The sequence below is a fragment of the Pseudomonas sp. P7548 genome (assembly GCF_013386585.1).
Lineage (GTDB): Bacteria > Pseudomonadota > Gammaproteobacteria > Pseudomonadales > Pseudomonadaceae > Aquipseudomonas.
On record NZ_JACARO010000034.1, the window covers coordinates 24,079 to 43,272 of the forward strand.

At 61.1% G+C, this 19,194-nt stretch carries 17 protein-coding genes; 7 read left to right on the forward strand and 10 right to left on the reverse strand.

The features are described 5' to 3' along the window. Positions 1-56: 56 nt before the first annotated feature. On the forward strand, positions 57-2,759 hold the full coding sequence (locus HX803_RS13780) for a hypothetical protein (RefSeq protein ID WP_178921304.1): 2,703 nt from the start codon (positions 57-59) through the stop codon (positions 2,757-2,759). A 95-nt stretch (positions 2,760-2,854) separates the two neighbouring features. On the opposite strand, the gene dsbG is transcribed toward HX803_RS13780, so the two are convergent. The 3 genes from dsbG to dsbD are packed head-to-tail and all read right to left on the reverse strand — an operon-like array spanning position 2,855 to position 6,164. Continuing rightward, the gene (dsbG, locus tag HX803_RS13785; RefSeq protein ID WP_178921306.1) at positions 2,855-3,616 is read right to left on the reverse strand and encodes a thiol:disulfide interchange protein DsbG; all 762 of its coding nucleotides are present in this window, start codon (positions 3,614-3,616) and stop codon (positions 2,855-2,857) included. Then, positions 3,592-4,434 (reverse strand): TlpA disulfide reductase family protein, encoded by an 843-nt coding sequence (locus HX803_RS13790; RefSeq protein WP_178921308.1) that lies wholly within the window; start codon positions 4,432-4,434, stop codon positions 3,592-3,594. The genes dsbG and HX803_RS13790 overlap by 25 nt, the downstream gene beginning before the upstream one ends. Then, complete coding sequence (gene dsbD, locus HX803_RS13795; protein WP_178921310.1) at positions 4,434-6,164, reverse strand: protein-disulfide reductase DsbD; 1,731 nt, start codon at positions 6,162-6,164, stop codon at positions 4,434-4,436. Before dsbD ends, HX803_RS13790 begins: the two co-directional genes overlap by 1 nt. 174 nt (positions 6,165-6,338) lie before the next feature. On the opposite strand from dsbD, the gene HX803_RS13800 reads away from it, so the two are divergent. From HX803_RS13800 to HX803_RS13820, 5 genes are all read left to right on the forward strand, one after another. After that, complete coding sequence (locus HX803_RS13800) at positions 6,339-7,022, forward strand: response regulator (RefSeq protein ID WP_176998046.1); 684 nt, start codon at positions 6,339-6,341, stop codon at positions 7,020-7,022. Further along, positions 7,019-8,341 (forward strand): ATP-binding protein, encoded by a 1,323-nt coding sequence (locus HX803_RS13805; RefSeq protein ID WP_178921312.1) that lies wholly within the window; start codon positions 7,019-7,021, stop codon positions 8,339-8,341. The genes HX803_RS13800 and HX803_RS13805 overlap by 4 nt, the downstream gene beginning before the upstream one ends. 125 nt (positions 8,342-8,466) lie before the next feature. Beyond that, entirely contained in the window at positions 8,467-9,234 is a 768-nt protein-coding gene (locus HX803_RS13810; RefSeq protein ID WP_178921314.1) for an N-acetylmuramoyl-L-alanine amidase, read from the forward strand. A 247-nt stretch (positions 9,235-9,481) separates the two neighbouring features. Next, positions 9,482-10,876: an aspartate aminotransferase family protein gene (locus HX803_RS13815; protein ID WP_178921316.1), complete on the forward strand. Its 1,395-nt coding sequence runs from the start codon at positions 9,482-9,484 to the stop codon at positions 10,874-10,876. Positions 10,877-10,958: 82 nt separating this feature from the next. Further along, a complete protein-coding gene (locus tag HX803_RS13820; protein ID WP_135292242.1) occupies positions 10,959-11,180 on the forward strand; it encodes an MbtH family protein in 222 nt (73 codons plus the stop codon). A gap of 122 nt (positions 11,181-11,302) precedes the next feature. On the opposite strand, the gene HX803_RS13825 is transcribed toward HX803_RS13820, so the two are convergent. The 7 genes from HX803_RS13825 to minC form a co-directional block, all read right to left on the reverse strand. Then, positions 11,303-13,471 (reverse strand): mechanosensitive ion channel family protein, encoded by a 2,169-nt coding sequence (locus HX803_RS13825; protein ID WP_178921318.1) that lies wholly within the window; start codon positions 13,469-13,471, stop codon positions 11,303-11,305. A gap of 72 nt (positions 13,472-13,543) precedes the next feature. Next, positions 13,544-13,720 carry a hypothetical protein gene (locus HX803_RS13830; protein WP_176998052.1) on the reverse strand — a complete coding sequence of 59 codons (177 nt, stop codon included), beginning with the start codon at positions 13,718-13,720 and terminating at the stop codon, positions 13,544-13,546. Positions 13,721-13,929: 209 nt separating this feature from the next. Next, complete coding sequence (locus HX803_RS13835) at positions 13,930-15,219, reverse strand: M18 family aminopeptidase (protein ID WP_176998053.1); 1,290 nt, start codon at positions 15,217-15,219, stop codon at positions 13,930-13,932. 195 nt (positions 15,220-15,414) lie between these two features. Beyond that, positions 15,415-16,050, reverse strand: coding sequence for an RluA family pseudouridine synthase (locus HX803_RS13840; RefSeq protein ID WP_003192838.1), 636 nt, complete (start codon positions 16,048-16,050; stop codon positions 15,415-15,417). A 93-nt stretch (positions 16,051-16,143) separates the two neighbouring features. Continuing rightward, entirely contained in the window at positions 16,144-16,398 is a 255-nt protein-coding gene (gene minE, locus HX803_RS13845) for a cell division topological specificity factor MinE (protein ID WP_010208824.1), read from the reverse strand. Positions 16,399-16,401: 3 nt separating this feature from the next. After that, positions 16,402-17,214 carry a septum site-determining protein MinD gene (minD, locus tag HX803_RS13850; protein WP_016970146.1) on the reverse strand — a complete coding sequence of 271 codons (813 nt, stop codon included), beginning with the start codon at positions 17,212-17,214 and terminating at the stop codon, positions 16,402-16,404. 165 nt (positions 17,215-17,379) lie between these two features. Then, the gene (gene minC, locus HX803_RS13855) at positions 17,380-18,117 is read right to left on the reverse strand and encodes a septum site-determining protein MinC (protein WP_034117002.1); all 738 of its coding nucleotides are present in this window, start codon (positions 18,115-18,117) and stop codon (positions 17,380-17,382) included. Positions 18,118-18,236: 119 nt separating this feature from the next. On the opposite strand from minC, the gene HX803_RS13860 reads away from it, so the two are divergent. Further along, positions 18,237-19,172, forward strand: a complete 936-nt coding sequence (locus HX803_RS13860; RefSeq protein ID WP_176998054.1) for a lipid A biosynthesis lauroyl acyltransferase — start codon at positions 18,237-18,239, stop codon at positions 19,170-19,172. Positions 19,173-19,194: the final 22 nt, after the last annotated feature.

The window sequence follows — 19,194 nt, forward strand, 5'->3', positions numbered from 1 at the left end:
ACCCTGGGCCTTTATCGGGCTCGGGGCACTCCCTCTTCGAACACGGAGTTCTTACCATGGCTAAAAAGATTTCAGCACCTGAAGCGCGATCGGCCATTGTCAAAGCACCACCCAAAAAAGCGGTGAAGCCCAAGGCGGTGGAGGTTGAAAGCCCTTCAATCTCCAGTGAATTGGAGGGTGTCGTCGAACCTTCCCGGATGGTGGTGAGTTACCTGACCGTCGATTCACGCATGGACGACAAACCGATCACCGTTCACTTCAGCACAAAAGAACAGCCTGGGCCGTTATTTGAAGACATCGTGGACGACAGCGAAGAGCCGGGTGCCAGGAACATTGATATTCCACTGGACTACCTGACGAGCGCCATGGGGTTCACGCTGTTGGTGTCCTATATAGGGACGTCACAGGGACAGGCCGCTGCTTCACGGGTCAAGGAAGTCGGGATTTCGTTCTATCCGGCCAGCGAAAGCGAAGAGCTGGCACCTCGGCTACTGCATGAAAAAATCGTCCATAACACGCCTACTTACGACATGCATGACCATACAGGGGATGAAACAGTGCTTGTGCCTGTTACTCCTCTGGCCAAAAAGGGTGACAAGGTTTATTGCACGGCTGTCACTGAGCAGGACGCTATTCCCTATACGTTTTATACCGTGGTGTATGGACATGTGTTAACGGAGGAAGAGGCCGTCGCCGGGCACGTACTCAAATTCTTTATTGCCCGTGGCTGGCTGGCACGCCGCAAGCCTTGGCGCTCTATCACGCTTCAAAGTGCCTGGATCACCAGCGGTTTGCCAGCTGAGCCTCCTGCTGACGTCGACCCGCACCTTGAAACACGATTGCCGGCGAATGCTCTAGAGATCCAACACCGTCGGACCGCAACGTTGATTGTGGCACCCGGACTGGACTTGCCTCCTCCACATTTGCGGCAGTCTGTGAACTACAACGACGGGTGGTGCCTTAATCCCGAGCTCACTAAAGAGGGGGGCGATGTAGACGTTCCCGGTCTGGCTACCTGTGCGGGCGATCGTGTCTGTTTTTTTGTGAGTGGGCCGGGATACGCGAAGAAGCCGCTGGGTTGCGTGGCCATTGAGCACGACGGGGATCCGGCGTCGGTCAAGCTATCGGCCTGTATCGTTGCGTGTTTGTTCAACAAGTCGATGACGCTGATCTACACCCTTGCCTTCAACGAAAGTGAACAGTCATCACCTGCACAGGACATCAGTGTTCCGGTGCCCCAGTTCACACATCCGAATATTGAAGAGGCAACCAATGGCACAGTGGATCTCAACACATTCACAGGACCTGCATTGGCTACAGTGCCTGTATGGGCCTATGCCGAGTGTTCGAATCTTTGTTGGATGTGGATTTCAGGTGAACACGACGACGGCAGTGCCTACCGGTATGACATTTTGCTGGATGAACCCGTGACAGACGATTGGAAGGCTAAAGGAGTGGGGGTGTCTGTTCCAAGGGCTGAACTGCAAAAAATGGCCGATTGCAGCACGTTTGAACTGCACTTCGCGACGAGCTTTTGTGAGGCCAATGGGCTACAAAGCGCCCACGAGTTTCCTGCTCAGGCTTTCAAGATTGAGCAAAAGCCTCTAGATCTTTCTAAGCCTTCGGTGACCGAAGCAGTGGGCGATGACCTGACCGTCTGGAATGGGCGTGACGGTGTCCATGTCGAAGTGGATTACGTCGGAATCAGCTCCCAACACACCGTCACCGTGTGCTGGATGCAGCCAGATGGTAGTTGCTTGCCGTTGGCTGCCCAGCCTGGCAGTGATGCGGGGCCTGTGCGCTTCTTCATGCCACGGGAAGCGGTGATCGAAAGTATCGGTAAAACTGTAAAGATCACTTACACCGTTGCCACTGCGTGCAAGGTGCAGACCTCACCGCCTTTGAATTTGAAGATTAGTAAACCGACACGTGTGCCAACGCCCGTCGTGGAACAGGCTACCCCACGCGCAACTCAATACGGCATTCTAGATCTGGGCACTTTCGCGGGTAATGCGTTAATCACCGTTGAAAAATGGTGGTTTGCGCTAAAGGGGAGCCTTGTCTGGCTGAAATGCACAGGCATTAAAAGGGAGGGGGGCAGTCATACATTCTATGTGATTAACGGTAGGCCACTCACGGATACGGAGGCCAGGGATGGGCTTTCCGAGACACTGAACCGATCAGAGCTTCAGTTGTTAAAGCATGATTCCCCCCTGACCGTCACCTGCATTACGTCGCAAAATTCCAACGAGTTTGGAAATGAAGCCGTCGTTTTTCCGGTGTTGAACCTGATTTTGAAGAGGGCTTTGATTTGCCAGCAGGAACGCTTCGAGTCACTGCCGTTAGGGACTTTTGGCGTAGGAAGTAGTATCCAGACGGATCTGATGAAAATAACCTTTGAGTCTGGATCAGGTTTGGCGGGTATCGTTAATTACGGCAATGATGAGTACTACTCAGGTAAGCACTTTGTCATGTGTGAGAATTCCGATCATCAAATTCCACCACAGTTACATCGGTTTGATTTCAGTCGTGAACTGGAATCTGTCAGGTTCAGTTGGGCATGGAAACAACGACCAGCGACGGTCACCTTTTATGATCGCACCGGTAATGTAGTCCAGGAACAGACCTACTCTGACGATTGGCGAGGCGGATTTTGGGTCGAATTGGTAACGTCGCCTGGCACCGCTGTTGCGTGGATGACAGTTCTTGTACAGGATTACTCGTTTATCGATAACTTCAGCATGTGCTATCGAGAGTAAACCCTATTCGCTAATTCGCCGTTGGCGGATCCCATGATTCGTCGTTCACAGAGAGTGCCCGCTCAGAGCGGGCATTCTCTTGACTAATGCAGGTGTTACCTCGGCCCAAGAATCTTCACCAGCTTCTCCGGCGACGGTGCCCCTTGCTGCTGCTGCAACCCACCCTTGTCGTCCAGATAGAAAATCGCCGGCGTCGCCGACAATTCCAGTTCATCCATCAACTTCATGTTGGCATCCAGCTTGGCCTCGATATCGGCCGGGATCTTGTCCAGCGCCTGCAACTTGCTGCCCTTGCCAGCGGCTTCATGTTCTTCCAGGGCCTTTTGCGGGTCTTTGGCGGCGAACAGCGCGGCGGATTTGCCCGGGCTGTCTTCGCGGATGATGCCGACCATGATGTGGCGCAACTGCACCTTGCCGGCCTTCACCCACGGGCGAGCCTGTTCCCAGAACATGTTGCAGTAGGGGCAGTTGGGGTCGCTGAACAGGTAGACGATGCGCGGCGCTTTCACGTCGCCATCCTGGATCCAGCTGCTTTTTTCCATCTTGGCCCAGACTTCCTTGGCCATCGGCGCGTACACCAGTTTGTCCAGGGGCGCGCTGCTCAGGTCATTGCCCTGGGCGTCGTACAGGTTGCCGGCGATTACACTTTTGCCGTCGGCGGTCAGGTACAGCGCCATGCCCCGGTTCTGGTATTGCGCGGCGTAGCCGGTGAGGCCGCTGGGGGCGTCGAATTTGCCGAGGATCTTGGCCCCCTTGGCCTCGATCTGTTTGATCGGAGCGGGCCACTCTTCGGCCTGGGCCAGGGTGGCCGCGAGCGTCAGCGGCAGCGAGATCAGCAGGTGGCGGAGGCTTGGCATGTCGGTTTCCTTGTTGTGGCGTCGAAGGGTTCCATGGCACGGGCCAGGCTGGCCTGGGACAGTTCGCCCAGGTGGCTGTTGATCAGCCGCCCATCGGCTTGGTAGAAGAGGGTAGTCGGCAACGCCATGGAGCCCACGGCCTGGCCGAGGCGGCCGCTGGCGTCGAACAGCACGTTGTCGAGGGTCAGGCCCTGGGTGGCGAGGAAGGTGCTGACGCTCTGCATGCTTTCGGCCTGGTTGACGAACAGGAAGGTCACGTCGGGGCGTTGGTGTTGCGCGCGCTCCAGCACCGGCATCTCGCGCCGGCACGGCGGGCACCAGGTGGCCCACAGGTTGATCACCAACGGGCCGCCTTTGTAATCGGCCAGTTGCACCACGTCGCCATTGGCATTGCGCAAGGTGATGTCCGGCAGCTGCGAGCCCTTGTCGTAGAGGCTCAGGGACAAACTGGTCAGGCCCCAGAACACCAGGCCGGTCACCACCCCGGCACCCAGCGGCGTGCGCAGGGCTGGACGACGCCAACCGTAGGCCAAGGCCCCGAGTATCAGCACGATCACGCCGGGCCAGGCGAGGAAGCCCCCGTCGCGCAGGTCGACCATCTGCAGCCAGTCGTTGCGGTAATCGCTCCAGTACATCAATACAAAGCTGACACGCGCCGCCAACATGCCCAGCAGGAACAGGCTGAACAGCACCGATTCCGGGTTCTCACCGCCACGCTTGGCCACGCGCCAGCCCACCACGGTGGCCAGGATCAGCGCGCTGATCAGCAGGATGTGATTCAGGGCGATGGCGAAAGTACCGATGGTCAGGGTCAGCATCAGCGCGCGTCTCGGGTTTGCGTCCAGCGTTGCAGGAAGGCGGCAGCATCCATTTCGCCGGTGATGCGTTGGGCGCGACGTTCTTCACCGTCCGGGCCGATCCACACAAAGCTCGGCGGTCCTGGCACTTTGTAGCGGCCGAGCAGCTCGCGGCTGGCGGCGTTGTCGGCGGTGACGTCCAGGCGCAGCAGGCGCACGTCCTTGAGGGCGTCCATCACCTCAGGTTTACCGAAGACCTGTTTTTCCATGATCTTGCAGGACACGCACCAGTCGGCGTAGTAGTCCACCAGCACCCATTGGCCCTGGGCCTTGGCGGCGTCGAGTTGGCTTTGCAGCACGGTCGGGTCGTTGATCGTCATGAAGGCGTCGTGGGCGCTCGGCACAGCCGCCACCGTCGAGCCGCTGTAGACCTTCAACGGTCGCCACAGGTCATCGCTGCCACCGGCCGCACCCACCACCAGCACTGCGCCCCAGAGGCCCAGCACCAGGGAGCCTGCACCAAATACTTTGGCGGCCAGGCCATATTCGCGGGCAAGCGTCCAACCGCAGTAGGCCATGATCAGGGCCAACGCCCCCCACAGGCCGATCCACAGGCTGGCATCGATCACCGGACGGATCATCAGTACCGCGCTGCCGAGGAACAGGAAGCCGAAGATGCCCTTGACCAGGTTCATCCAACTGCCGGACTTGGGCAGGACACCGTTGCCCAGGGTCACGAGCAACAGCAGCGGCACACCGATGCCGATGCCGAGGGTGAACAGCGCAAGGCCGCCAAATACCACGTCGCCGGTTTGGCCGATGTACAGCAGCAGGCCTGCCAGGGGGGCCGTCATGCAAGGGCCCACCACCAGGGCTGAGAGGGCGCCGAGGATGCCGGCCCCCACCATGCTGCCACCGCTTTGCTGGCGGCTGAGGTTGTCCAGGCGATCACGCAGGAATGCCGGCAGTTGCAGTTCGAAGAAGCCGAACATGGGCAGCGCCAGCAACACAAACAGCGTCGCAATGGAGCCGAGCACCCAGGGCTGTTGCAACCATGCCTGCAAATTGGAACCCAGCAAGGCCGCCACGACGCCCAACGCGGCGTACACCAGGGCCATGCACACTACGTAGCTGCCAGCGAGGGCGAAACCGCGTCGCGGGCTGGCACCACTACCCACCACCAGGCCAGCGAGAATCGGCAACATGGGCAATGAGCAAGGCATGAACGCCAGCCCCAAGCCGAGCACGAAAATAGCCAGTAACGCCCAGAACAGATTTTGTTCACTGAGGAACCTGGCGATTTTCTGGTCGTCAGCCGTACCAACAACCGCTGCGGGCTTGGTTGGCCCGCCCAGGTCCACGGTGATCGACTGCGGCGGGTAGCACAGGCCAGCGTCGGCACAGCCTTGCCAGCCCAGCTTGACCTGACCGGTGGCCCCGGCCGGGATCTTCACTTCCAGGCCCTGGCGATACACTTGCTGTTCGCCAAAGAATTCGTCGCTGTGGGCTTCACCTTGGGGCAGCGTCGGTTTTTCGGCCAGGCCGTCGAACTTCATGCGCTGCTGGTACAGGTAATAACCGTCGGCAATCTGCCAATACAGCTGGGTTTCGCCACTTTCCAGGCGTTCGGAGGTAAAGGTGAAGGCTTTGCCCACCGGGAGGAAGTCGGGTTTGGTCTCAAACGGATTGCCCGGCGCTGCCTGGGCGAATCCCGCGAACAACACCAGCAAAAAGGTAAACAGATGCCGCATGGTCAAGCCTTAGTTCGTTGCAAGTCAGCACACAATGTGTGGCGTTGATTAACCGATGATTAACCAAGGCTATTCTAAAGTGTAGGGAAAGTCTGAGCGCGCCTCTTTTCACGGCATAATCGGCGCTTAATCCGTGGCCTCTTTAATCCTCCCATCTTTCATGAAGGGTTCAGCATGCACGTACTGGTCTGTGAAGACGACGAACTGATCGCCAGCGGTATCGTGGCCGGCCTCACCGCCCAGGGCTTTACCGTGGAGCGCGTGGGTACAGCTTCTGCCGCGCGCGCGATGCTCAAGGCGGCCACGTTCGACATCATGGTGCTCGACCTTGGCTTGCCCGACGAAGACGGCCTCAAGCTGCTGCAGCAACAGCGCAGCCAGGGCCTGGAGATTCCGGTGCTGATCCTCACCGCCCGCGACTCGGTGACCAACCGTGTCGACGGCCTGCAAGCCGGTGCCGACGACTACCTGCTCAAACCCTTCGACCTGCGCGAACTCGCTGCGCGCCTGCAAACCCTGCTGCGGCGGGTGGCGGGGCGCAGCGTCAACCTGATCGAGCATGGCCGCCTGGCCTATGACCCAAGCAGCCGCGAGACTTTCCTGGGGGGCGAGCCGGTGGACCTGTCCCGCCGCGAGCAGGCGCTGTTGCAAGCCCTGCTGCACAACAAGGGCCGCGTGCTGTCCAGCGAACAGCTCAAGGACAGCGTCTACGGGTTCAATGACGAGCTGGAAAGCAACGCCTTGAACGTGCACATCCACCACCTGCGCCGCAAATTGGGCAACGGCATCGTCGAAACCGTGCGTGGCCTGGGTTACCGCCTTGGGCCGGCAGATGCGGGTGGAGAGGACGCTTCGTGAAAAGCCTGCGCCTGCGCCTGACGTTCAAGCTGGGCGCTGCCTTTGTATTGATCTGGGCCCTGGCGGCCGCCTGGATGCTCAACGACCTGCGCAACCAGATGATGTTTTCCCTCGACCAGCGCCTGGTGGCGTCGGCGCGCATGGTGGCCGGGCTGACCGAGCAGATGCCGGGCCTGGCCAGCGTGAGTGGCGGCACGCATCTGCGCACCGAGCAATTGAACGTGCCGGGCGGCATGGCCTGCCAGGTCAGCTCCCTGCGCGGCGAAATCCTGGCGCGCAGCCACACCACGCCGGATGAAGGGCTGGAGTCACGCAAAAGCGGTTTTCGCGACCAGATGATCGATGGCGTGGGCTGGCGCAGTTTCACTCTGTCCCGGGGCGACCTGCTGATCACCACCGCCGACCGCCAGGTGGAGCGTGAGGCGCTGAACCTGTCGATCCTGCTCGCGGCCTCGGTGCCGGTGGGCGTGGCGTTGCTCGGTTGCCTGTGCTTGCTGTGGCTGGGTATTGGCCAAAGCCTGTTGCCACTCAACCGCATGCGAGACGCCTTGATGCGCCGCAGTGCCGATTCCCTCGAACCGCTGCAGATCCATCCGTTGCCCAGCGAGCTCAAGCCGCTGCTCGACACCCAGAACCAACTGCTGCAACGCATCGCCAAGACCATCGAGCGCGAGCGCCGCCTTACCGGTGATGCCGCCCATGAGTTGCGCAGCCCGTTGACGGCGATCAAGACCCACCTGCAAGTGGCGCGCATGACCGACGGCGCCGCGCGGGATCAATCCCTGGCCCACGCCGAGGAGGGGGCCGACCGCCTGCACCGCACCCTCGAACAATTGCTGCTGCTGGCGCGGGTGGAAGGCAGCCTGTCGTTCGACGACGGCTTGCAGTCCAGTGCCGAACAAGTGGCACGTCTGGCGATCCAGGACGCCAACGCCGGGGACAACTCGCGCATCGGCCTGATCCTGCCGGAAGGTCTCAGCGACCGGCCGGTGGAAATGCCCGTGGGCCTGGCGGTTGCGGCCCTGCGCAACCTGCTGGACAACGCCTTGCGCCACACGCCAGCCGATACCCGCGTGGAACTCAGTGTGTCCACCGACGCCGAGCACGTGGTGTTCCGCGTGCGTGACCACGGCAAGCAGATCTCTGCCGAAGACCTGCAGTACCTCACCCAGCGTTTCTGGCGTAATGGCAACAGCGAAGGCTGCGGCCTGGGCCTGGCCATCGTGCAAGCGATTGTGCAGCGCTGCTCCTGCTCGCTGAAGTTCGACAGCCAGCCCGATGGCCTGCGGGTCGACCTGGGTATGCCGCTGCGTCGCTGATCAACGTTCTTTCAGGTGCCAATTAGTTACCGCCCGCTTGAGGTTCAACGCTTCAGGATGGCGGTAATTTTTTTGTGCTTGAACGGGCCGAATGAGTCGGCCTGTAGTGAAAAGGACGGCTTTTTATGTTGGTCATCGATACCAGTTTTCCTGCCATCGGCTTCAACGAACGGTGCGGTGAGCCCGTGCAGCAGGTGATTTTGCATTACACCGCGGCGCCCTTTGCGTCATCCCTGCGCACCCTGACCCAGGACGGGGTGAGTGCGCATTACCTGGTGCCCGACCCGGAAGAGCCCAGCTATCGCGCGGCTGGCTATGACGAGTTGCGTGCGTTCCGCCTGGTGGAAGAAAGCCAGCGAGCCTGGCATGCCGGGGTCAGCCACTGGGACGGGCGCGACAACCTCAACAGTCGCTCGATCGGCATCGAGCTGGCCAATCTGGCGCGGGATGACGCGGGCGTCTTCACCTTCCCCGCGTACGCCGAGGAACAGATCGAGGTGCTGACCGCGCTGCTGCGCGACATCGTGAGTCGCTACCCACAGATAGAGCCTGTGGGCATCCTTGGGCATTCGGATGTGGCGTATGGGCGCAAGAGCGATCCAGGGCCGAGGCTGCCGTGGTGGCGTCTGCACGAAGCAGGCATCGGCGCCTGGTTCGATGAGACGACACGGGCAATGTACCAGCGCCGGTTTTGCGTCGGGTTGCCGCCAGAGGTGGAGCTGGAGCGGGCGTTCCAGCGCTATGGGTATGCACCGGCGAAGAATCGGCAAGGCTTTGAACAGCGCACGCGGGCGTTTCAGATGCACTTCCGGCCCCGGGATTATTGCGGGTTTCTGGACGCGGAAACCTGCGCGATTTTGTACGCACTGAATGAAAAATACCGAGGTCTCTGACGTCTGGCTCCTACGGGTCTATGGATTCACACCGTCCAAATGTGGGAGCGGGCTTGCCCGCGAATACGGTGGCCCAGACAACATTTCTGGTGGCTGACACTGCGCCTTCGCGAGCAAGCCCGCTCCCACCTCTGGATCTTCACCCCTCAGTTAAAGATCAGCGGCCACTAAATCCCTCTCGCGCTGATGCGTTTCCAGAACAGGAAATCCGTGCGCATGCCCCTTGGGCCCGATGAGGGATCTTGTAATGTCCGTCGCTATCAGCCATATCGAAGACACCCCGCTTCAAGAAACGCTTTACCAGTTTGACGAGTCCCCGCTGCTGGCCCGCCAGCGCCAGCAGGAGTCCAACGCCCGCAGCTACCCTCGGCGTATCCCCCTGGCGCTCAAGCGCGCCAAGGGCCTCTATGTGGAGGACGTGGAAGGTCGTCGTTTCATCGACTGCCTGGCCGGCGCTGGCACCCTGGCGCTGGGGCATAACCATGCGGTGGTGATCGAGGCCATTCAGCAGGTGTTGAGCGACGAATTGCCGTTGCACACCCTCGACCTGACCACGCCGGTCAAGGATCAATTCGTGCAGGACCTGTTCGGCCTGCTGCCGGCCGAGTTGGCGCGCGAAGCGAAGATCCAGTTCTGCGGCCCCACGGGCACCGATGCGGTGGAAGCTGCGTTGAAACTGGTGCGCACCGCCACCGGTCGCAGCACCGTGCTGTCGTTCCAGGGCGGTTACCATGGCATGAGCCAGGGCGCGTTGAGCCTGATGGGCAGCCTGGGGCCGAAGAAGCCGCTGGGCGCACTGCTCGGCAATGGCGTGCAGTTCCTGCCGTACCCGTACGACTACCGCTGCCCGTTTGGCCTGGGCGGCGCCGAAGGGGTTCGGGTGAACCTGCATTACCTGGAAAACCTGCTGAACGACCCGGAGGCGGGCGTCTTGCTGCCGGCGGCGGTGATTGTCGAGGCGGTGCAGGGCGAGGGCGGCGTGATCCCGGCCGATCTCGACTGGCTGCGTGGCCTGCGGCGCATCACCGAGCAGGCGGGTGTGGCGTTGATCGTCGATGAAATCCAGAGCGGTTTCGGCCGCACCGGCAAGATGTTTGCCTTCGAGCACGCCGGGATCATCCCGGATGTGGTGGTGATGTCCAAGGCCATCGGCGGCAGCCTGCCCCTGGCCGTGGTGGTGTACCGCGACTGGCTCGACACCTGGCTGCCAGGCGCCCATGCCGGCACGTTCCGTGGTAACCAGATGGCGATGGCGGCGGGTTCGGCGGTGATGCGCTATCTCAAGGAGCACGACCTGGCGGGCCATGCCGCCGCCATGGGCGAACGCCTGGGTGAACACCTGCGCATCCTGCAACGGGATTTCCCGCAACTGGGGGATATCCGTGGCCGTGGGCTGATGCTCGGCGTGGAGCTGGTGGACCCGAACGGCAAGCCCGATGTTCAGGGCCATCCACCGGTGCATCGCCAACTGGCACCGCTGGTGCAGCGCGAATGCCTCAAGCGCGGCCTGATCCTGGAGTTGGGCGGGCGCCACGGCAGCGTGGTGCGCTTCCTGCCTCCGCTGGTGATCACCGGCGCCGAGGTCGACCGCGTCGCCGAGATTTTCGGCAGGGCGTTGGCCGCAGCGGTCGCCAGCCTCTAATTTTTTTGCCGTTTGGTACGTTTCTACAGATATCAGCGCTGCGCAGTGTGCGCAGCCAGCCTTTTTGCGATGGAGAACAGCAATGACCTCAGTATTTGACCGCGACGACATCCTGTTTCAGGTAGTGGTCAACCACGAAGAACAGTATTCGATCTGGCCCGACTACAAAGCCGTGCCGGAAGGCTGGCGCACCGTGGGCAAGAGTGGCCTGAAAAAAGAATGCCTGGCCTACATCGAAGAAGTCTGGACCGACATGCGCCCGTTGAGCCTGCGCCAGAAGATGGACAGCGCCGCCCTCGCCTAAACACCACCCATCCCATGTGGGAGCTGGCTTGCCTGCGATAGCGGTGTGTCTGGGCCAAATCTACTGGCTGGCCCACCGCTATCGCAGGCAAGCCAGCTCCCACATTAAGGTTGCGTTGCCTTTTAGGTGTTCTTCTCTTTTTCCAGCCCGCCAGAAGCCCCCGTCACCACCTGCACGCTCAAGCGCGGCGTCGCCAGGTCCAACCCCGCTTCATCCAGATGCCGCTTCAACGACAAGTTGAACGCCCGCGACACTTCCCACTGCTTGATCGGCGCCGTCTTGAACCGGGCGCGCAGGATCGCGCTGCCCGACTCGAAACTCTCCACGCCCTGGATCTCCAGCGGCGACCAGATATTGCGGCGTTGCAGCGGGTCGTTGCGCATTTTCTGGCCGACGTCGCGCATCAGCTTGATGGCGTCGTCGATTTCCATGTTGTACGGGATCGCCACCCGGAAGATCGCGTAGCCGAACTCCCGCGAGTAGTTCTTGATGCTCTTGATCTCGCTGAACGGGATGGTGTGCACGATGCCGTCGATGTCCCGCAGGCGTACAGTGCGGATGGTCAGGCCTTCAACCGTGCCGAGGTGACCGCCGACATCCACGTAGTCATCGATGGCCAGGGAGTCTTCGATGATGATGAACAAGCCGGTGATCAAGTCTGCCACCAGCGATTGCGCACCAAAACCGATGGCCAGGCCGATCACACCGGCACCGGCCAGCAGCGGCGTGACGTTCATGCCCATGTTCGCCAGGGCGACGATGGCGGCGATGATGAAGATGGTCACGAACAGCACGTTACGGATCAACGGCATCATCGTTTGCGCGCGCGCGTTGGCCAGGCCTTTGCGCGAGCGGGTGAGGGCATGGTGGATGGCGGTGTCGCTGAGGATCCAGATCAGCCAGGCGAACAGCAAGGTCCCGGCCAGGCCGAACAGCTTGACGCTGACTTCATGGCCATCGCCTTCGGTAAAGCGGATCAGTGACAGGCCCCACACCCGCAGGCCCAGTTCGATAAACACCAGCCACACCATCAGGTGCGCCAGGGTGTAGACAAAGCTTTTAAGGCGTTCGGAGTACAGCGCATGGCGCTTGTGGCCGCGTTGCGGCTTGAGGGCGTGGCGGCGTACCAGGCCGTTGATCACCATGCACAGCACCAGCAACACCGTGCATAACAGCGACTGACGCAGGGCGGTGCTGGTGTCGCCGGCCGACACGAAGGTGGCGAACAGCGAGATGCCCACCAGCAGCAGGGCCGGGATGTACCAGAACGAGCCGATGATCTCGATGGTGTCGCTGAGGGCGCGGCGGGTCAGGCGACGCGACAGCGGCTGGTTGCGGATCAGGTGGGCGATGGGGCGGCGGAAACGCAGGATGAACACGCCGGTAGACAGCGCTGCCATCACATTGGCCACCGTCGCGGCCGTGTGGGACAAGTGCTGGCCCAGGGCCTGGACCAGTCGCGGGTCGCTCAGGGCTTCACCAAAGGCGGCAAAGCTGCCGATCCACCACAGCGGGCGGAAGGCCTGGTGACGCAGGATGTACAGCGCGCGATGGCGGTGCGGGCCGTCGAGCAGGGAAAACGCGATCACACAGATGGCCGAGAAGCAGGTGCCCACCACCAGCGCGTAGGCCAATACCATCGCCAGGGACTTGCCCAGGGAAGAGGGCAGGGCGTAACTCAGGTACACCGTGATCACCAGGGCGATCAGCCACGGCCCCAGTTTGCGCAGGGCGAAACGCACCATGTCCCAGGTGCGCGGGTGCTGCGGCAGTTCTTCGGGCAGGCCGAAGCGCTCGCGCACCCGGTGGCTGAGCCAGATCAGCGCGGCGGCCAGCAAGCTCCATACGGCCAGGATCAGGGCAAAACCGAAAATGATCGGCAACCATTCGCTCGCCGGCAACATCAGGGCGTCAAGTTCGTCCTTGGCCTGGTCGATTTCATTGGACCAGCGCCCCAGCGGGCTGTCGGCCCCGGAAAACTGCGCTTCGAGGTTGGCCAGGGTGCCGCCGATCAAACCCAGCACACCTTCTTCGGTGGCCGGTTGGGCTTTTTTCGTGGTTTCACGGAGTTTTTTCAGGTCGCTCAGCAGCTGGGTGCGCTGTTGGTCGTTTTCCAGGGTCTTGATCACTTCGTCCAGCGACTGCCCCAGCGGCACATCCGCCTGGGGTTGGGACTTGGTGGCGTTACCCAGCAGACCGGGCAGGCTCACGGCCTGGGCAGGCGCGAGCGGCAGCAACATGAGCAGGGCGATCAGCAGGGTGCAGGGCAGGGCGAACAGACGGGAGAACACTAGGCGGTCAACCTTGGAAACGACGGGTTGATCGAGTGTACGAGGCCGCTATGCCAGATGCGAGTGCATTTGTCATTCCGCCAGTTTGGCGAGGATCTTGTAGACCACGGTGCCCAGGATCAGCAGCATGCCGATCCACATGCCAAACACGCCCAGGGGCTTGTCGCGAAAGTTGAAGCCCGTCGCCAGCAGGATCATGCCGATCAGGATCGGGATAAGCATGGCGTGGAACGAGGACATGGAGATCATGGGACGACGGCCTTGTCGGAGTGGGAATACTGACAAGTCTAGGTCGGATTACAGAAAGTGCAGGTGATGTAGATCAGGTGTACACAACACTAAATGTGGGAGCGGGCTTGCTCGCGAATGCAGGGTATCAGTCAATATAAGTGTGACTGATCCACCGCTTTCGCGAGCAAGCCCGCTCCCACATTTTTTGACCGTGTCAGCCCAAATTATTAGGGCAAATCACGACTGGCGTAAAACGCCCCCAACACCTTCACCAGATGCGCCAAATCATGGCTGCCGCACAACTCACGAATGGAATGCATGGCAAACGTCGGCAAGCCGATGTCCACGGTGCGCACACCCAAATGGCTGGCGGTGATCGGGCCGATGGTGGAGCCGCAACCCATGTCGCTGCGCACCACGAAGCTCTGCACCGGCACTTCCTGGGCCATGCACAGGTGGCGGAAGAAGCCTGCGGTTTCGCTGTTGGTGGCGTAGCGCTGGTTGCTGTTGACCTTGATCACCGGGCCGGCATTGAGCTTGGGGCCGTGGTTGGCGTCGTGCTTCTCGGCGTAGTTGGGGTGCACGCCGTGGGCGTTGTCCGCCGACACCAACAGTGATTTCTGGATGGTGCGTACGAACTCATCACCTTCGGGCAGCAGGCGGCGCAGGGTCTGTTCCAGCATCGGGCCGTCGGCACCGCAGGCCGAGCAGGAGCCGACTTCTTCGTGGTCGTTGCACACCAGCACGCAGGTTTCATCGCTGTCGCTGGTGAGCAAGGCCTGCAGGCCGGCGTAGCACGACAGCAGGTTGTCCAGGCGTGCGCCGGCGATGAAGTCGCCATTGAGGCCGATCACTGCGGCGCTCTGGGTGTCGTAGAAGCTCAGCTCGTAGTCGAGCACCACGTCGGCGTTCAGGCCGTGTTCGCGTGCTAGCTGCTCGGTGAGCACGGCGCGGAAGTCCACGCGCTCGTCACCGGCAAATTGCGCGAGGATCGGCGGCAGCTCGGTCTGGGCATTGATCGCCCAGCCCTGGTTGGCTTCACGGTTCAGGTGGATGGCCAGGTTGGGGATGATGGCGATGGGCAGCTTGAAGTCGATCAGCTGGCTTTCGACCTTGCCGTCACGGCGGAAGGTGACGCGGCCGGCCAGGGACAGGTCGCGATCGAACCACGGCGCCAGCAGCGCGCCGCCGTAGACTTCCACGCCCAACTGCCAGAAGCCCTGGCGTTGCAACTCGGGCTGGGGCTTGACCCGCAGGCACGGGCTGTCGGTGTGGGCGCCGACCAGGCGAATCCCGCCCAACAGCGGCGAGTGGCGGCCCAGCTTGAAGGCAATGATCGAGGAATCGTTACGGGTGACGTAATAGCGACCGTTGGCCTCGGTGGCCCAGGTTTCGCGCTCGTCGAGCCGCTGGTAACCCGCCGCTTCCAGGCGCTGGGCCAGGGCAGCAGTGGCATGAAAAGGAGTAGGGGAGGCCTTGAGGAAGTCGATCAGGCCTTGATTCAACGCTTCGCGCATAAATAGCTCCAGACAGCAGTGCGCGGAGTTTACCGTATTGGCTCTACATTTGAAGTGAAGCTACCTTCTTGAGCACAACACAAAACCACTGTGGGAGCTGGCTTGCCTGCGATAGCGGTGTGTCAGTTCCACATTTTTTGCAGAAAGACCGCTATCGCAGGCAAGCCAGCTCCCACATTGAATGCGTTTGCAGCTTTAGAAGGGAGCAGGGCACTCGAAGCGCAGGCGTTCGCCACTCTGAGGATGGGTGAAGCTCAGCATGCTTGCATGCAGGCACAGGCGCGGCCAGGCGGCCAGGGCTTGTTCGTGGGCATAAAGGCCATCACCCAGCAGCGGGTGGCCGATGGACAACATGTGCACGCGCAGTTGGTGCGAACGCCCGGTGATCGGCGTCAGTTCCACGCGGCACCAGTCGCCGCAACGTTCCAGCACCTTCCAGAAGGTCAGCGCATGTTTGCCGAACTCATGGTCCACCACGTGGCGTGGCTTGGTCGGCGGGTCGTAGCGCAGGGGCAGGTCGATGCTGCCGCTGTCCAGCGCCGGTTGGCCCCAGGCCAGGGCGGTGTAGGCCTTTTCGGTTTCGCGGTCATGAAACTGGCGGGACAGTTCGCGGTGGGTATCGGCGTCCCGGGCCAGCAGGATGATCCCCGAGGTTTCCCAGTCCAGGCGATGCACGATGCGGGCTTCGGGGTAGCCGTTTTCCTGCAGGCGGGTGATCAGGCAATCCTTGTTGTCATCGGCGCGACCGGGCACCGAGAGCAGCAGGGTGGGCTTGTTCACCACCAGGACGGCGTCGTCCTGGTGAAGGATGTGGATATTGGACAACGGCATCAAACAGCCTCGTAACAAACGCCAACGGCGGCACGGTCACCGGTTCCCTTGCGGGATCCTGTGACCGTGCCGCCGTGGCGGCCGCCTGTTCGATCAACGATCAGGCAGGGTGATATTGAGTTCCAGAATCGAGCAGCTGCCGTCGTTTTCCAGGGCGACATGCACGTCGTCGTTCCCGATATTGACGTACTTGCGGATCACCTCGACCAGTTCCTTCTGCAAGGCTGGCAAGTAGTCCGGCGTGCTGCGTTGGCCGCGTTCGTGCGCCACGATGATCTGTAGACGCTCTTTCGCGACCGACGCGGTCGTTGGCTTTTTGTTGGCGCGAAAGAAGTCGAGAAATTTCATTGTTTAGTTGCCTCCAAAGATACGCTCGAAGAATCCCTTCTTCTTGACATCGAGGAAGCGATGTTCCACGGACTTGCCCAGCAGGCGGTCGACGGCATCGCTGTACGCCTGGCCGGCGTCGCTCTGGTCGTCGAGGATGACCGGAACACCTTGGTTGGAGGCTTTGAGTACGGCCTGGGATTCAGGGATCACGCCCAGCAGGGTGACGGCGAGGATTTCCTTCACGTCTTCAACGCCGAGCATTTCGCCGTTGCTGACGCGCTCAGGGTTGTAGCGGGTGAGCAGCAAGTGCTCCTTGATCGGGTCTTCGCCTTTTTCGGCGCGCTGGGACTTGCTGGCCAGCAGGCCCAGCATGCGGTCCGAGTCACGTACCGAGGAGACTTCCGGGTTGGTCACCACGATGGCTTCGTCAGCGAAGTACATCGCCAGGTGCGCACCGGTTTCGATACCGGCCGGCGAGTCGCAGACCACGTATTCGAAGGTTTCCTTGAGCTCGGCCAGGACTTTGCCTACGCCTTCTTTGGTCAGCGCGTCCTTGTCACGGGTCTGGCTGGCGGCCAGCACGTACAGGTTCTCAAGGCGCTTGTCCTTGATCAGGGCCTGTTGCAGGTTGGCTTCGCCGTTCACCACGTTGACGAAGTCGTACACCACGCGGCGTTCGCAGCCCATGATCAGGTCGAGGTTACGCAAACCGACGTCGAAGTCGACGATGACTGTCTTGTGGCCGCGCAGTGCGAGGCCGGTACCGATAGCGGCGCTGGTGGTGGTCTTACCCACACCACCCTTGCCGGATGTAACCACGAGAATCTTGGCCAAGGTGTTTCACCCCTAAGGAAAAAGGACTTTTCGGTCCCTGAAAAACATCTCTTGGAACTCGCTGCAGGCGGACAGCCTTGTAGGAAAAATAATTCCTACACAAGTAATGCCGGTTTCGCTGTGCTATCAGAGTCTAGAGATGCTTGGAAAATGCGGCAGTATCCGTTAAAGACGGATGATGTTCAACACATCGCCCGACAGGTTGACCTGCACCGAAGCCCCCCACAGCGGATCACGGCGCAAATCTTCTGAAACCTTGTACTGGCCTGCGATGGACACTAGCTCAGCGGTCAACTGCTGGCAAAAAATACGGGCCTTGGTATCACCCTTGATGCCGGCGAGGGCGCGTCCGCGCATCGGGCCGTATACATGGATGTTGCCATCGGCGAGAAGTTCCGCCCCTGGGCTGACCGAGGAAATCACCACCAGGTCGCCGCCTTGGGCGTAAATCTGCTGCCCGCCGCGTACGGGCGAGGTGATGATCTTTGTAGGCTTGATCGCAGGCTCGGGTGGTTTTTCCGGTTTTTTCTTCTCTTCACCGACCAATGGTTCCAGCGGACGCTCGCGCGCACCGGACGGTGGCAATACTGGCAGTTCAATGGCGATGGCGGCGGCAATGTCTTCGATACGGCTGGCACGGATCGCCAGGGTACGCAGGCCATGGGAGCGGCACACACGCATCAGGCCGGGCAGGTCGATGGCGCCCTGGCCGGCTGGCAGTTTGTCCAGGGCCAGCACCAACGGGGCATTGTTGAAGAAGTTCGGCGCCAGGGCGACCTTGGCGGCCAGTTGGCGGTCCAGGGCATCGAGGTCGTTGCGGGCCAGTTCCAGCACGGTAATGGCGAGCATGCTGCCTTTTAACTGGAACACGGGATCTTGGTCTAGCGGTTCGGTTTGGCTCATGGTCGGCAAAAGCGGCTTGTCACGAAAAGTGTCGAGACTTATAACGAGAACATCCACGGGCCGCAAGCCGGGTCGAACCGTTGTAGAATGCGCGGCCCTTGTCTTTACCGGAATCTGTAATGGATCGCCCGCGTTTTCGAGCTGTATTTTTTCACCCGCGTTTTTGGCTGTTATGGCTGGGACTCGGCCTGTTGTGGCTGATCACTCAATTGCCCTACCGCGCCTTGTTGACCATTGGTCGCCTGCTGGGCGCCGGCATGTACCGTGTGGCCGGCGAACGCCGCCGCATCGCTGCGCGCAACCTGGAGCTGTGCTTCCCGGAAATGTCCGCCAAAGCACGCAAGCAACTGCTCAAGGAAAATTTCGCCTCCACCGGCATCGCCTTCTTTGAAATGGCCATGAGCTGGTGGTGGTCACGCCAGCGGCTGGCACGCCTGGCCCATGTCGAAGGGCTTGAGCACCTCAAACAGGCGCAGCTGGACGGCAAGGGCGTGATCCTCATGGCCCTGCATTTCACCACCCTGGAAATCGGCGCGGCCCTGCTCGGGCAAAAGCACACCATTGATGGTATGTACCGCGAACACGGCAATGCGTTGTTCGACTTCGTGCAGCGCCGTGGCCGTGAACGCCACAACCTCGACTCCCTGGCCGTCGAGCGCGAAGATGTGCGCGGCATGCTCAAGCTGCTGCGTGCCGGCCGTGCGATCTGGTACGCGCCGGACCAGGACTACGGCGCCAAGCAAAGCATCTTCGTGCCCCTGTTCGGCATCCAGGCAGCCACCGTGACCGCCACCAGCAAGTTTGCCAAGCTGGGCAAGGCGCTGGTGGTGCCGTTCACCCAGGAGCGCCTGGCCGATGGCAGCGGCTATCGCCTGGTGATTCACCCGCCGCTGGAAGACTTCCCTGGCGAATCCGATGAAATCGACTGCCTGCGGATCAACCAATGGGTCGAAGCCTCGGTACGTGAATGCCCCGAGCAATACCTGTGGACGCACCGGCGCTTCAAGAGCCGGCCACCGGGTGAGCCCAAGCTGTATGAGAAACGCCGTCGATAAAGTTATTGCAATTGTAAGGACC

Bases quoted from the DNA above. Each gene is read 5' to 3' on its own strand.
- HX803_RS13790 (WP_178921308.1), bottom strand. From the start codon at position 4,434: ATGCTGACCCTGACCATCGGTACTTTCGCCATCGCCCTGAATCACATC.
- HX803_RS13835 (WP_176998053.1), bottom strand. From the start codon at position 15,219: ATGCGCGAAGCGTTGAATCAAGGCCTGATCGACTTCCTCAAGGCCTCC.
- minE (WP_010208824.1), bottom strand. From the start codon at position 16,398: ATGAAATTTCTCGACTTCTTTCGCGCCAACAAAAAGCCAACGACCGCG.
- HX803_RS13810 (WP_178921314.1), top strand. From the start codon at position 8,467: ATGTTGGTCATCGATACCAGTTTTCCTGCCATCGGCTTCAACGAACGG.
- dsbG (WP_178921306.1), bottom strand. From the start codon at position 3,616: ATGCCAAGCCTCCGCCACCTGCTGATCTCGCTGCCGCTGACGCTCGCG.
- HX803_RS13780 (WP_178921304.1), top strand. From the start codon at position 57: ATGGCTAAAAAGATTTCAGCACCTGAAGCGCGATCGGCCATTGTCAAA.
- HX803_RS13860 (WP_176998054.1), top strand. From the start codon at position 18,237: ATGGATCGCCCGCGTTTTCGAGCTGTATTTTTTCACCCGCGTTTTTGG.
- dsbD (WP_178921310.1), bottom strand. From the start codon at position 6,164: ATGCGGCATCTGTTTACCTTTTTGCTGGTGTTGTTCGCGGGATTCGCC.
- HX803_RS13830 (WP_176998052.1), bottom strand. From the start codon at position 13,720: ATGATCTCCATGTCCTCGTTCCACGCCATGCTTATCCCGATCCTGATC.
- HX803_RS13800 (WP_176998046.1), top strand. From the start codon at position 6,339: ATGCACGTACTGGTCTGTGAAGACGACGAACTGATCGCCAGCGGTATC.
- HX803_RS13820 (WP_135292242.1), top strand. From the start codon at position 10,959: ATGACCTCAGTATTTGACCGCGACGACATCCTGTTTCAGGTAGTGGTC.
- HX803_RS13815 (WP_178921316.1), top strand. From the start codon at position 9,482: ATGTCCGTCGCTATCAGCCATATCGAAGACACCCCGCTTCAAGAAACG.
- HX803_RS13840 (WP_003192838.1), bottom strand. From the start codon at position 16,050: ATGCCGTTGTCCAATATCCACATCCTTCACCAGGACGACGCCGTCCTG.
- minC (WP_034117002.1), bottom strand. From the start codon at position 18,117: ATGAGCCAAACCGAACCGCTAGACCAAGATCCCGTGTTCCAGTTAAAA.